This is a genomic window from Sphaerisporangium sp. NPDC049457, assembly GCF_055586705.1.
Window position 1 is genome coordinate 1 of record NZ_JBVJHR010000016.1, and the last position, 12,700, is coordinate 12,700.

The 12,700-nt window shown below is 70.0% G+C and carries 12 protein-coding genes; 4 read left to right on the top strand and 8 right to left on the bottom strand.

The window, feature by feature from the left end; translation table 11 throughout:
* Window positions 1-119 precede the first annotated feature (119 nt).
* Both ACZ6QO_RS24350 and ACZ6QO_RS24355 read right to left on the bottom strand, forming a co-directional pair.
* Window positions 120-1,871 (bottom strand): ABC transporter ATP-binding protein, encoded by a 1,752-nt coding sequence (locus tag ACZ6QO_RS24350; protein ID WP_465853897.1) that lies wholly within the window; start codon window positions 1,869-1,871, stop codon window positions 120-122.
* Between the two features lies 1 nt (window position 1,872).
* Window positions 1,873-3,564, bottom strand: a complete 1,692-nt coding sequence (locus tag ACZ6QO_RS24355; RefSeq protein ID WP_465853898.1) for an ABC transporter ATP-binding protein — start codon at window positions 3,562-3,564, stop codon at window positions 1,873-1,875.
* A 178-nt stretch (window positions 3,565-3,742) separates the two neighbouring features.
* Here ACZ6QO_RS24355 and ACZ6QO_RS24360 point away from each other — a divergent pair, with 178 nt between their 5' ends.
* Together ACZ6QO_RS24360 and ACZ6QO_RS24365 are read left to right on the top strand one after the other, a co-directional pair.
* Window positions 3,743-3,976 (top strand): RNA polymerase subunit sigma-70, encoded by a 234-nt coding sequence (locus ACZ6QO_RS24360; RefSeq protein WP_465853899.1) that lies wholly within the window; start codon window positions 3,743-3,745, stop codon window positions 3,974-3,976.
* Window position 3,977: 1 nt separating this feature from the next.
* The gene (locus ACZ6QO_RS24365) at window positions 3,978-4,541 is read left to right on the top strand and encodes a Clp protease N-terminal domain-containing protein (protein ID WP_465853900.1); all 564 of its coding nucleotides are present in this window, start codon (window positions 3,978-3,980) and stop codon (window positions 4,539-4,541) included.
* 640 nt (window positions 4,542-5,181) lie between these two features.
* Here the strand turns inward: ACZ6QO_RS24365 and ACZ6QO_RS24370 are convergent.
* The 4 genes from ACZ6QO_RS24370 to ACZ6QO_RS24385 all read right to left on the bottom strand — a co-directional run bounded on the left by ACZ6QO_RS24370 (window position 5,182) and on the right by ACZ6QO_RS24385 (window position 8,361).
* Entirely contained in the window at window positions 5,182-5,310 is a 129-nt protein-coding gene (locus ACZ6QO_RS24370; RefSeq protein WP_465853901.1) for a hypothetical protein, read from the bottom strand.
* Window positions 5,311-5,909: 599 nt separating this feature from the next.
* Window positions 5,910-6,038 carry a hypothetical protein gene (locus ACZ6QO_RS24375; protein ID WP_465853902.1) on the bottom strand — a complete coding sequence of 43 codons (129 nt, stop codon included), beginning with the start codon at window positions 6,036-6,038 and terminating at the stop codon, window positions 5,910-5,912.
* Window positions 6,039-6,349: 311 nt separating this feature from the next.
* Complete coding sequence (locus tag ACZ6QO_RS24380) at window positions 6,350-7,627, bottom strand: MFS transporter (protein ID WP_465853903.1); 1,278 nt, start codon at window positions 7,625-7,627, stop codon at window positions 6,350-6,352.
* A 605-nt stretch (window positions 7,628-8,232) separates the two neighbouring features.
* Window positions 8,233-8,361 carry a hypothetical protein gene (locus ACZ6QO_RS24385; protein ID WP_465853902.1) on the bottom strand — a complete coding sequence of 43 codons (129 nt, stop codon included), beginning with the start codon at window positions 8,359-8,361 and terminating at the stop codon, window positions 8,233-8,235.
* A 376-nt stretch (window positions 8,362-8,737) separates the two neighbouring features.
* Between ACZ6QO_RS24385 and ACZ6QO_RS24390 the strand changes: the two genes are divergently transcribed.
* Window positions 8,738-9,625, top strand: coding sequence for a phosphorothioated DNA-binding restriction endonuclease (locus ACZ6QO_RS24390; protein WP_465853904.1), 888 nt, complete (start codon window positions 8,738-8,740; stop codon window positions 9,623-9,625).
* Between the two features lie 209 nt (window positions 9,626-9,834).
* Here ACZ6QO_RS24390 and ACZ6QO_RS24395 read toward each other — a convergent pair whose 3' ends face one another.
* Entirely contained in the window at window positions 9,835-9,963 is a 129-nt protein-coding gene (locus ACZ6QO_RS24395; RefSeq protein WP_465853905.1) for a hypothetical protein, read from the bottom strand.
* Between the two features lie 313 nt (window positions 9,964-10,276).
* Window positions 10,277-11,647 carry a hypothetical protein gene (locus ACZ6QO_RS24400; protein WP_465853906.1) on the bottom strand — a complete coding sequence of 457 codons (1,371 nt, stop codon included), beginning with the start codon at window positions 11,645-11,647 and terminating at the stop codon, window positions 10,277-10,279.
* A gap of 98 nt (window positions 11,648-11,745) precedes the next feature.
* Here ACZ6QO_RS24400 and ACZ6QO_RS24405 point away from each other — a divergent pair, with 98 nt between their 5' ends.
* Entirely contained in the window at window positions 11,746-12,585 is an 840-nt protein-coding gene (locus ACZ6QO_RS24405; protein ID WP_465853907.1) for a hypothetical protein, read from the top strand.
* Window positions 12,586-12,700: the final 115 nt, after the last annotated feature.

Here is a 12,700-nt window from a genome sequence, read left to right on the forward strand (position 1 = left end):
CCCCCCCCCCCCCCCCCCCCCCCCCCCCCCCCCCCCCCCCCCCCCCCCCCCCCCCCCCCCCCCCCCCCCCCCCCCCCCCCCCCCCCCCCCCCCCCGGTGGCGTCCTCGTGGGCGGAGCACTAACGGGGCGCGCCGTGCCAGCTCTCCCAGAGGGCGGCGTAGGCGCCTCCCGCGGCCACGAGCTCGTCGTGGGAGCCGAGCTCGCTGACCCGGCCGTCCTCGACGACGGCGACCCGGTCGGCGTCGTGGGCCGTGTACAGCCGGTGGGCGATGGCGATCACGGTGCGGCCGTCGAGGACCGCCGCCAGCGAGCGCTCCAGGTGACGGGCGGCGCGCGGGTCGATCAGCGAGGTGGCCTCGTCGAGCACCAGCGTGTGCGGGTCGGCGAGCACCAGCCGGGCCAGCGCGACCTGCTGGGCCTGCGCGGGCGACACCGTGACGCCGGAGGAGCCCACGACGGTGTCCAGTCCGTCCGGCAGGGCCTCCACCCAGTCGAGGGCGTCCACCGCGGCGAGCGCCTCCTTGACGGCGTCGTCGCCGGCGTCGGGGCGGGCGATGAGCAGGTTGTCGCGCAGCGTGCCGCGGAACACGTGGTGCTCCTGGGTGACCAGGGCGACGTGCCCGCGCAGCTCGTCCAGGGGAAGCTCGACCAGCGGGACGCCGCCGACCCGCACCGAGCCGGTGCGCGGGCCGTGGATGCCGGCGAGCAGCCGGCCCAGCGTGGACTTGCCCGCTCCGGACGGGCCCACCATCGCGAGCCGCTCGCCGGGGGCGACCTCCAGGGAGACGCCGTGCAGCACGTCGTGGCCCTCCCGGTAGGCGTACCGGACGTCCTCGGCGGTGATCCGTTCGCCTCGCGGCCGGTCGGCGCCCGCGTCGCGGTCGTCGGGCACGTTCGCCACGCCGAGCAGCCTGGCCATGGACGCCCCGCCGACCTGCAGCTCGTCCACCCAGGACAGCAGCCGGTCGAGGGGGTCGATGAGCTGCTGGACGTAGAGCGTGGCGGCGGTCACCTGAGCCAAGTTGACCCATCCGTGCAGGTAGAACAGGCCGCCGATCAGCAGCGTCGCCACGATCGGCAGCACGTAGCCGAACTCGACGGCGGGGAACCACACCGTGCGCAGGCCCAGCGTGTAGCGCTCGGCGGCCCACGAACCGGCGATGTCGTGGTCGGTGCGCTCGTGACGGCGGCGCTGCAGCCCGAACGCCTCGACCGTCCTCGCGCCTTCGACGGTCTCGCTCAGGCCCTCGGTCATCTCGGCGTAGGCGGCGTTCTCGCGCAGGTAGCCGTCCCTGGCCCGCTTGAGATACCACCGGGTGGCGTACCACAGCAGGGGGACGGCGACCAGCGAGGGCAGCACCAGCAGCGGTCCCACCAGCGCGAGCGCGCCCAGTACGAACGCCCCGGCCACCACGGCGATCAGCGTCTCGGGGACGGCGTGCCGCACGGTGCGCGACAGCGCGTCGACGTCGCGCGAGGTGCGGGTGATCAGGTCGCCGGAGCCGGCGCGCTCGACGGTGGACAGCGGCAGGGCGAGGACGCGGTCGACGAACTCCTCGCGCAGCTCGGCGAGGACCTTCTCGCCGAGCTTGGCCGAGGCGTAGACGGCGTAGCGGATGAGCACGGCCTGCACGACGATGAAACCGGCGATCGCCAGCGCGATCGTGTCGATGTCGACGCCTGTGCCGTCGCGCACGCCCTGGACCAGCTCGCCGAGGAATCTCGGCCCGGCGAGCCCGGCGCCGGCCGCGAGGCCGTGCAGGCTCAGGGCCAGCGCCAGGCGGCCGGGGTACTTCAGCGTCAGCCGGCGCGCGTAGGCGCGGACCTGGGCCTGGTCGGCGACGGGGAGGATCTGCCTCTGGGCGCTCATGTCAGCTTTCTCCGCGGGTGACGGTCGCGGCGTACTCGGGGTCGGAGGCGAGCAGGGAACGGTGGGAGCCCTCGGCGCGCACGCGGCCGTCCTCCAGGAAGATCACGGTGTCGGCCCGGTCGAGCACCAGCGGGCTGGTGGTGCAGACCATCGTGGTGCGGCCCAGGCGGGCCTTGCCGAGCCGCTCGGCGACTCTGGCCTCGGTGTGGGCGTCCACGGCGCTGGTCGGGTCGACCAGGATGAGCACCTCGGGGTCGGCGAGCAGCGCGCGGACCAGGCGCAGGCGCTGCTGCTGGCCGCCGGAGAACTCGCGACCGGCCTCGGCGACGTGCGACGCAAGGCCCTCGGGGAGCGCGTCGACGATGTCCTCGGCGCAGGCGACGTGCAGGGCCGCGCGCACGTCCTCGTCGGCGGCGCCGCCGGTGACGTCGAGCTGGTCGCCGAGGCGCCCGCTGAACAGCCGTGCCGCGTTGTCGGCCACCAGGATGCGGCGGCGGACCTCCTCGGTCGGGAGCTCGCCCAGGGGGACGCCGCCGAAGGTGACCTCCGCCGCGACGTAGTGGCCGAGCCGCTCGGCCAGCGCGATGGCGTCCTCGGGGACCGCGCAGGCCAGGGCGGTGAACCGGCCCTGGCGCAGCGCCACCCCGGAGGCGGCGTCCACCAGGTCGCCACCCTCGGTGGCGGCGGTGCCGGTGCCGGCCACCTCAGGGGTCAGTGACAGGATGCGGACGACCCTGCGCGCGGCGACGTGGCCCTTGGTGAGCTTGTCGGCCGCCTCGGTGAGCGTACGCAGCGGGCCGACGAGGAACAGCGCGTAACCGTAGAAGGAGACGAGCTGGCCGACGGTGATCGTGCCGTCCATGGCGTAATGGGCGCCGCGCCAGGTGACGAAGGCGATGAGCATGCCGGGCAGCAGGACCTGGGCGCCGTCCAGGGCCGAGTCGACGGAGGCGACGCGCACACCGGAGGCCCGGACCTGCTGGGACTCCTCGCGGTAGCGGCCGGCGAAGACCGCCTCGCCGCCGATGCCGCGCAGCACTCGCAGGCCGGCGACGATGTCGGAGGCGCGGGTGGCCAGATCGCCCTGCAGGTCGCGCTGTCGGTGCTGCCTGCGGTGCAGCGGCCTGAGCAGCGGGGCGAGCGCCACCGCCATCAACGGCACGCCGATCAGCACGATCAGGCCGAGCTGGGGTGAGGTGACGAGCAGGATGATCGTGACCGCGCCGATGGCGACGATGGAGCCGACGCCGCGCAGCACGATGTCGACGGCGTTGCCGATGTGGGCGATGTCGGAGTTGCCGACGCTGATCACCTCGCCGGTGGACAGCAGCTTCGGCAGGGTCGGGCCGAGCCGGGTGGCCTGGCGGACGGTGACCTGCACCGTGCGGTAGGCGGCGGCCAGCCAGTTGTAGACGGCCATGCGGTGACGCATCACTCCGCCGAAGGCGGTGAGGACGCCGAGGCCGAGCAACGTGGCCGACCAGCGGACCAGGCCCGCGGCGTCGTCGGCGGTGAGGCTGTCGACGGCCTTGCCCAGCGTGAGCGGGACCAGCGCCTGACTCAGCCACCACAGGGTCGCGTAGCCGATGCCCATGAGCATCGTGGCTCCCTGGGCGCGCGCCACCCACCACAGGTACCGGATCGGGCTGCGGGCATCGGGAACGCCGGGATCGGCGACAGGAAGGGAGCGCATGGCACCTCCAAGGCTTCCAGCCCGCACCCCGGCGGGGCAATCGATTTTCCTGCCGTCCCACCGGTCTACCAGGCGAAACCCGAAGCGCCGCCACGGCCGCATGGAAGATCTTTCGTCTTGAGTCTCTGCCGTCAACGATGGTTGACAGGCGTGCGGCTGTCAACTTATATTGACGTCCATGAGCGATACGGCACAGCTGGCCTCCGACGCCGGCAGCCGCGATCCGGCCGTCGGCCTGCGGGCCGTGCGGGCGCTGCGGACGCTGGTCGAGCGGCTTGAGGCACTCCAGGTGGACAACGCCCGCGAGCAGGGCTGGACCTGGCAGGAGATCGCGGTCCTGCTCGGCGTCACCAGGCAGGCCGTCCACAAGAAGTACGCGGGCGGCCGCGGACTGCTAAGACGGGAGAAATGACATGTTCGAGCGGTTCCACGAGGACGCCAGGCAGGCGGTCGTCCTCGCCCAGCAAGAGGCCCGCGTCTTCGACCACGACTACATCGGCACCGAGCACGTCCTGCTGGGGCTGCTCGCCCAGCCCGGCACGGTGACCGCGCGCGTCCTGGCGCGGCACAACCTCGACCACGACACGGCGGCGGACGCCGTGGGACGGCTGCTGGCGACGCCGTCATCCGCCGGCGGCGACATCGACGCGGGGGCGCTGGAGACCATCGGCATCGACCTCGACGCGATCCGCGAGAAGGTGGAAGCCGCTTTCGGCCCGGGCGCACTCGACCGCGACCCCCGCTCACGGCGCCGTCCGCGGCGCATCGGCACGCACATCCCCTTCACCCGCCGGGCCAAGAAGGTGCTCGAACTGTCCCTGCGCGAGGCCGTCCACCTCAAGCACAACTACATCGCCGACGGCCACATCCTCCTCGGCATCCTGCGCGAGGGCGACGGCCTGGCAGCCCGCGTCCTCGCCGACGCCGGCATCGACTTCGACACCCTCCGCCAGGAGATCCGCACCGAACTGGGCTGACCCATCGATCGCGCTCCTCGGGAACCTCAGGGCGACAACGGGGAACAACGGCCGTAACGGGGCCGGTGGCGAACCTGGCCTGAGCCGTGCCGGTGGCGAAGGCAGTCGTGGTGGTGCGAGGGAACCGGGGCCGCCGTGGCGGTCTTTGCGGTCGCGGAGGCGACCAGGACCGCAGGCGGCGGTGGCGGAGTGAAGGTCCTCGGGCGGGACCAGGGCCGTGGGCGGCGGTGGCGGAGTGAAGGTCCTCGGGCGGGACCAGGGCCGTGGGCGGCGGTGGCGGAATGAAGGTCCTCGGGCGGGACCAGGGCCGTGGGCGGCGGTGGCGGAATGAAGGTCCTCGGATGGGACCGGGCGGCGGGCCTGTTCTTAACGGATGCGCGTCGCGCGTCGATTTCGGTGCCAACGATGGTCGCCGTCTCAGGTTCCGGCGTTCAACTCATTCGCGGCTTCGACGCCGCCGCTGCCATCGGCCGGTATTCCGGTCGTCATCCGGAAGGCGGGCGGTCTCAGTCGGCCTGTGGTGCTGTTTCCCGTGCGGGACGAATGCGTCCGGCTTCTCTGCGGGATTTCAACGGTCGAGCTGATTCACTTTCTCAACGTGCGGGTCACCGTAGCGTTCTTCCGGCGATCGGCGGGGATTTCAGTCCCAGGTGGTGCCGGCGGCGCGGGAGTAGCCGTCCCAGGTGGTGCCCGCGGTGCGCGAGTACGAGTCCCAGGTGGTGCCGGCGGAACGAGCCGTGCGGGTGGCGGAGAAAGCGGTGGCGGTCATTTCCGTTCTCTTTTCTGGAGGGCTTTCTTGTTCGTCCTTGCAAGAACAACTCTCCGGTATTTCAAGCCCTCGGAACAGACGATCCGGCGGCAGCAAGCTGCACGCCCCTGACCGCTTCCTGCCATCGAGAAGGGAGACGGACGGCCACACCCGACGCACTCGCCGGTCACGGGCGGGCAGGACCAACCAAGGGCGCATGCCGGGGCCGTGACGCACCGCCCGATCTGCGCAGCGGCGCGGCCGCGTCCCGGGTACCGCCGTGGACGACCCGAGAACCAGCCCGTGCCGAGGAACTGTGCGGGCCAGCACCGCCGTGCCGGCAGCGGTCGTCGAACTCGGTCCGGGAAGAGATGTCCAAGGATGCATCGCCGGTTCAGCGGCTGAATGTGCGGCGCTTGATATCGGTTTCGATGCCCGGTCGATGCGGCCGGAGGCGTTGCGTCCAACGCGGCTCTCAACGGCTCGTTCTTTCGACCGGCGTTCGTACTGCCGTTCGTGCTGGTTCTTGTTCTGCTGTTACGCTGTGGCGCTTGCCGGCCTATGGCCCGGCGAGTACTTCCGGTATGTCGTTCGCAGCTTTTTTGACGGCGCTGGTTTTCCTAGTCCCAGGTGGTGCCGGCGGCGCGGGAGTAACCGTCCCAGGTGGTGCCCGCGGCGCGCGAGTACGAGTCCCAGGTGGTACCGGCGGAACGAGCGGCGGAGGCGGCGGAGAAAACGTTGGCGGTCATTTCGGGTCTCTTTTCTGGAGGGCTTTCTTGTTCGTCCTTGCAAGAACAACTCTCCGGTATTCCAAGCCCTCGGAACAGAGATTTCGGCGGCAGCAGACTGCACGCCCGTGACCACTTCCTGCCAACCGTGTTCGCCATATCCCCTCTTCGCGCCCATGAGCGGCGTCATCGCAGGTCAGGACGCCGCCCGAGGACTCACGGCACAGGCGTGCGGAGCGCCTGCGCGGCGGTGGAACAGGCGGCTTCGACTACCCGGGGGCGCAGACGCGAAACCCGCGCCTGCCTGGGGCAGGAGCAGGACGCGGCGGAGATCATGCCGCTGGGAGAACCCCGGCGTCCATCCGCACCACGACCAGCCGCCAGCAGAGGAGTTGCAGCAGAGAGAGGATCAGGGTGAAGACCATCAGGGTCCACAGCCCGATCCCCTGTGCGATGGCGCCGGCCAGCCAGGGGAACACGGCGCCGCCTATGACGGACACGCCGTTCAGCACGCCGATGGCCGTGGGCACCAGCTGGGCGGCGGACAGTCTCGGCACCACCGCCATGACGGTGGGGAAGATCGGCCCGAGGAAGAAGCCGAGCAGGACCAGGCCGACGCTCGCCACAGCGGGCACCGGCGCGAGCCAGGTGAGCAACGCTCCGGCGGTGACGCCGAACAGGCACATGTAGACCATGCCCGCCGCCGTCATCCCGGCGCGGGTGGCGACCGGGCTGATCAGGAATCGGCCGAGAGTGAGACCCAGCCAGTAACCGCTGATGGTGTATCCGGCCACCAGGCTCTGCTGAGCGTGTTCGTGGACGAGGAAACTGAAACCCCAGTTGCCCACGCTGGCCTCAAGCCCGACGTAGACGGCGAGCAGGGCCGACGCGAGCAGCACGGCGGGCGCTCGCAGCACGCCGGACAGCAGCCTGGTCTTCACCTGTTCGGCGGCCTGGGGACCCACGACGGCCGGCGGCGCGTCCTGCGGCCCGGCCGTACCCGTGGACGGCTCGCCGGGGCCGCCGGTGGTTTCGTGGCGGCCGGCCGGGACGTCGTCTCTGGAGTAGATCGCGAGGAAACCGGCCGTCAGAGCCAGGCCGAGAAGGGCGAGCACCAGCCACACCGCCGTCCACGGCGCCAAGGTGAGCATCCAGGCGGCCAGCAGCGGCCCGAGCAGCGCGCCGACGCCGAAGAAGGCATGCAGATGGTTCAGCAGGGTCGTCGCCGCGGGAAGCCTGGTGAGATAGGCGTTGAGCGCCGACTCCAGGATGCCGGTGCCGTACCCGGCGATCAGTTGCACCGCCACGAGCGCCACGAACGGCGGGCGGGTCGCCATGTAGAACGCGGCCAGCACGTACGCACCGCAGCCGACGACGAGGGTGGTCCGGACGCCGAAGCGGTGGATCAGGCCGCCGGAGGTCGCGCCGGCGAGCATGAACCCGGCGGAGAACGTGAAGAAGGTGATGCCGATCGTGGCGTTGTCCACCCGGTAGTCGGCGATCTGCGAGGGCAGCAGCACGCCGCTCACACCGGCGCTGATGCCGACCAGGATGAACGCGACGTTCGCCAGGGCGACCGACGCCCGCTGCGCGCCGATTGAGATGGACACTCGACCCCCAGATCACAACACGGCGCGGACGTCCACCGCGGCATGTCGCGATCGCGGTTGGTGCCGTCGACCGGTGCATCGAAGCGATCAGGCGCGGGTGAAGCGCTTCATGCTACCAATCACCCACAAAATGGTCGATCACTTAAGGAGTCCGTCGATCGACTACGAAACCCATCAGACACCGGACTGATCGGACACCAGGCCCCTCGGCCACAGGACCAGATCAGACGCGGGACCAACCGGACACGGCACCGGCCGATCGACGGCCGCGGCGGGGATCCCGGACGGCCCGAAGGAGGCCAGAGGCCGGAGATGAGCGCCGGAAAGCCGGAGGACGTGCTGGAGAGGCTTGAGTGCTCGATTGGCGGCGGATATAGCGGCGATATGGTGGCCGGAGCGTATCCGACGGCCGGAATATCGGCCTGCGATTCGCGGAATGTGCTGCGCTTGGTGACTGTGTCGCGCTGCCGATGTCGTCGAGCCCGCGGTATGGATGGCGACGGTCGCATCGGCCGGTCTTGCGGTGTTTCTTCCGGCGGTTCGATCTCGCCGGTCTTCCTTATCGGTGGAGCGGTCGTGCGCGGTTTTCGTTCTGCCTGTCGATTTTAGTCCCAGGTGGTGCCGGCGGCGCGGGAGTAACCGTCCCAGGTGGTGCCCGCGGCGCGCGAGTACGAGTCCCAGGTGGTGCCGGCGGAACGAGCGGCGGAGGCGGCGGAGAAAACGTTGGCGGTCATTTCAGTTCTCTTTTCTGGAGGGCTTTCGTGTTCGTCCTTGCAAGAACAACTCTCCGGCAGATCAAGCCCTCGGAACAGACAATTCGGCTGCAGCAAGCTGCACGCCGTTGACCACTTCCTGCCACCCGGATGAGGCACGGTCGTCCACCTCACCCCCGGACGACATCGCCGCAGGTCAGAGCCCTGGCCGACCAGACATGCACCTGCCCCGGAACGCGCCTCGCCGGCACGGCGAGACCACCCCCACCGAGAAAACCTCGCATCGCCCGTCATCCACACCGCGACAGGTCCCTCCGAAGGACCGCGCGAGGGGACTCTCCGATCGAATACCGCGATGCGACCGCCGTTCCCGGTCGCCTGATCTATGCTCGCGACCGTGGATTGGGTCGAGCGCGTCTGCCAGGTACGACGCTGGACCCGAGAGGGCAGACGAGCCCCTCACAAGCCGCTGCTGCTGCTGTACGTGCTGGGCCATCATCAGCGCACGGGCGGCGCGCCGATCCGGTTCCGCGACGCCGAGGAGCAACTGGAGTTGCTGCTACAGGAGTTCGGCCCACCGCGCGCGTCCACCATGGCGTATCCGTTCTTCCACCTGCAGACCGATGGACTGTGGCAGGTGACCGGACGGAACGTGGCGCCGAGCCCGGCCGCACTCCGCGACGGCGAAGCGGTGGGCCGGCTGTCGCCGGAGGTGGACCAGGCCCTCGCTGAAGACCCCTCCCTGCTGGTGCGGATGGCACGGGCGATCCTCGACACCAACTTCGAGGGGTCGTTGCACGCAGACATCTGCCAGGCCGCCGGGCTCAGCCTGCGGTTCACAGATTCCTCCCTGGGACACGAGAACGTGCGAGTACCGCTGCCCCCTCGCGATCCCGCCTTCCGCGAGCGAGTGCTGATCGCTTACGAATACCACTGCGCGTTCTGCGGGTTCGACGGTGCGCTGGGGCGCACGCCCGTCGGATTGGAGGCGGCTCATGTGCGCTGGTGGACCGAGAAGGGGCCGGACGAGGTCGGCAACGGGCTCGCGTTGTGCTCGTTGCACCACAAGCTGCTCGACCTGGGCGTGCTGGGTTTGTCCGACCGGCGCACCATCCGGGTCTCCGACCGCTTCGTCGGCAGGTCCCCGGCCGCCCGCGCCGTCGTGCACGAACTCGACGGACGCCCGGTGGCCGAACCGCAACGCGGCTACCAGCGCGTGCTCGGCGATCACATCGCCTGGCATACCCGCGAGGTGTTCAAAGGCGGCGTCCGCGACGCGGCCTGACGCGCGGAAGAAGTGGAATGTGCGGCGCTTGAATCGTTGTGCTGCTCAACCGGCGGCGTCGGGGTCCGGAATCCGAATGGCGTCGGACCCGAGCGGCTGTCCGGGAGTTCGTCTGACGTGCTGCCGAACCGTTGTCCTGCTTATCAGAAGGGCAAGTGATAACGTGATTTCATTAAAGGGCGGCCATCGTTCGCACTGAATTCTGTAAATCAGTCCCAGGTGGTGCCGGCGGCGCGGGAGTAACCGTCCCAGGTGGTGCCCGCGGTGCGCGAGTACGAGTCCCAGGTGGTGCCGGCGGAACGAGCGGCGGAGGCGGCGGAGAAAACGTTGGCGGTCATTTCGGTTCTCTTTTCTGGAGGGCTTTCGTGTTCGTCCTTGCAAGAACAACTCTCTGGCAGATCAAGCCCTCGGAACAGACAATTCGACGGCAGCAAGCTGCACGCCGTTGACCACTTCCTGCCACCTCGACAAGGCACCGCCGCCCACCTCGACCACCGATGGCGTAGCCGCAGGTCAGTGCACCATTGAGCCCTCGGCACATCCCTTCGCGAACGCTCGCCGACCACCGCCGCGCCGTCCCCTGAGACGCGAAAGGCGCCGCGCGTGCCGTCACGCGTGGCGCCTGCGCCCCCTCATCGGCCGGCGAGGCCGTCACTTGCGGCGATGGACGACCACCTGGTCGCCCTTGCCCGGGTACACCATGACCAGGATGTGCTGCGGCGTCCACGCTTCCCAGTCCGGTTCGCGGTAGTGCACGCGCAGGCGATAGTGGCCCTTGCCGCGGAACGCCAGGTTCGGCAGATCGCTCTCCCCGCTCATCGGGTCCATGAGCCTGATGTCGCCGGTCGGGCTGTCGTATCCGACCTCCACGACGTGGTCCCATCCTTCGACCTCCACCGGCGGTCTCCTCCGGTAGGTCTCGGCGGTGAGGCAGATGTCGTAGTCGGAGTGGCTGAGCACCATGACGTGGCCGGGGAGTGAGGCGACCAGGCCGTCGCGTTGCGCGATGGTCAGCAGGTCGTCGTCGATGGAGTCCTCCGTCTCAGCGGACTCCAGCACGCCGTAGTCGGTCCAGGTGCGCTCGCGCGCGACGCGTACCGGCCTGATCAGAGGGCGATGCCGGCTCGTGTCGCAGACCTTCTTGTTCCGCGCCTCTTCGGCCTGAAACTCGGCCTCCTCCGCGGCGCTCTCGGCTTCGGCGTCCGCGGCGGCCCGCGGGCAGATGGGCTCGATGTAGTACGACCGGACGTCCTTTCGCGGGTAGAGGGCGCACATCGCGCGCCCGTAGGCGACCAGATGATGATCGGACACCTCGTCCAGTTGCCCGGCCCTGCGGTACGCGCAGACGAACGCCCGCTCTCCCACCAGTTCCGACATCGACGTGGCGCCCCCGGATTCGCACCGTGCCGCCGTGGTGACGGCCCCCGCCTCGATGTCGCGCACAGGCACGAACGCCAGCATGCCGAACGCCGCGCAGACCGCCACGCCGCGCCGGACCCACCGGGCACGCAGCATCGCCCCCACCAACCGGCGCACCCTGTGCCGGGGCACCCTGACCGCCGCCAGCACGCAGAACGCGGCCACCGTGGGCGCCACTTCCGGCGCGACGAAGATCTCCACTCCCTTGGGGCCGCCCCAGGTGTCCAGGCATCCGCGGTCGATGACCATGTCCACCGCGAACCCCAGCGGCGCGATGCCGTACCCGAGCAGGATCAGCGCCGCGACGACCCGACCGGCCACCCGGCCGACGCGGGGACGGCCACGCCGGATGGAGATCCAGTGCGCGAGAAAGGCCAGGAGGACCAACGGCGCACCGCCGTACCAGAGCAACGGCACGGTTATGTACGCGTACACGAGCCCCAGCACGGCGGGGGCGTCGAAAAGCTCTTTGCCAGGGCAGATCAAGTGGTAGCCGAAGCCGAACCACGCGAAGCCTCGCGAGATCAGGCTGACGATGTAAGCCGCCCCCGCCCCGGACGCGACCAGCGCCCCAGCCCACCATAACCGCGATCTCCACACCATGATCGGGCCACCGTAGCGCTCAACGCCGACGTTCTCCGCCCGTCGAGGTCGTTCGCTCAGAGGAAGCTATCTTCGGCGGCACCCCCGGGTACCGGGCATTGATCGACCCGCCGGTACCCGAACGAGTAGACGACCTCGGACCATGGCTGGCGAAGACCTTGCTCAACCCCGCCCATGCGCTCTTCGACGAGAACGACTATCTGCTCCGGGAGGATCCCCGCATCACCGATCGCGCGCTCTACCATTCCATCCTGGCAGCGATCGCCACTGGTGCCGGCACTCCGAGCCAGATCGGCCGGCCCGACCGTGCCCTCGCCCATCCCTTGTCCATCCTGCGGACCGCAGGGTTCGTCCGGCCTGTACATGACGTGCTGAAGCAGCGCGGCACCCAGCTCACCCTCATGGATCCGATCGTCCGCTTCTACAATACGATCATGTGGCGTCGCCGTGCCGACCTTGAGGAACGGCGGGGCGAAGATGTGTGGGCGGCCTCGTCGGACACCTTCCTCCGCCAGGTGCTCGGCCCGCATTTCGAAGATCTCGCGCGCGAGTGGACGGCACGATTCGCGTCCCGGGAAGTCCTCGGAGAGCCGGTGGGGGCGGTGGGCCAGACCGTTGTCAGCGATCCCACGGGCAGGGCACAGCACCAGGTGGACGTCGTGGCGCTGGCCGCCGGCGAGCCCCTGTTCGGCAAGAACGTCCGCGTCGCCCTGCTCGGCGAGGCCAAGTACACGACCCGGCAACGGACGGTCACGGACCTGCGCCGACTGGAACATGTGCGCGCCCTGCTCAGCGGTCGAGGCGTACAGGCCGAGCGGGCGGCGCTGGCCGTCTTCTCCCGTACGGGCTTCGACGCCGACCTGCGACGCGAGGCCGCAGGCCGCGCCGATGTCCACCTGATCAGCCTCGCCGACCTCTACGGCCCCGCCGCCTTCTGACGGCCTGTCCATGGCCGGGAAGGTCGCGGCGCATCGGACGGACGCAGACTGTCCCCTATGACAGACGACGCCACCCGTGTCCTTCTCGATCGGTTTCTCAGCGCCGTACGGCCGT

Coding starts and splice junctions, on each gene's coding strand:
- ACZ6QO_RS24350 (WP_465853897.1), bottom strand. CDS start 1,871: ATGAGCGCCCAGAGGCAGATCCTCCCCGTCGCCGACCAGGCCCAGGTC.
- ACZ6QO_RS24355 (WP_465853898.1), bottom strand. CDS start 3,564: ATGCGCTCCCTTCCTGTCGCCGATCCCGGCGTTCCCGATGCCCGCAGC.
- ACZ6QO_RS24360 (WP_465853899.1), top strand. CDS start 3,743: ATGAGCGATACGGCACAGCTGGCCTCCGACGCCGGCAGCCGCGATCCG.
- ACZ6QO_RS24365 (WP_465853900.1), top strand. CDS start 3,978: ATGTTCGAGCGGTTCCACGAGGACGCCAGGCAGGCGGTCGTCCTCGCC.
- ACZ6QO_RS24370 (WP_465853901.1), bottom strand. CDS start 5,310: ATGACCGCCACCGCTTTCTCCGCCACCCGCACGGCTCGTTCCGCCGGC.
- ACZ6QO_RS24375 (WP_465853902.1), bottom strand. CDS start 6,038: ATGACCGCCAACGTTTTCTCCGCCGCCTCCGCCGCTCGTTCCGCCGGT.
- ACZ6QO_RS24385 (WP_465853902.1), bottom strand. CDS start 8,361: ATGACCGCCAACGTTTTCTCCGCCGCCTCCGCCGCTCGTTCCGCCGGC.
- ACZ6QO_RS24395 (WP_465853905.1), bottom strand. CDS start 9,963: ATGACCGCCAACGTTTTCTCCGCCGCCTCCGCCGCTCGTTCCGCCGGC.
- ACZ6QO_RS24400 (WP_465853906.1), bottom strand. CDS start 11,647: ATGGTGTGGAGATCGCGGTTATGGTGGGCTGGGGCGCTGGTCGCGTCC.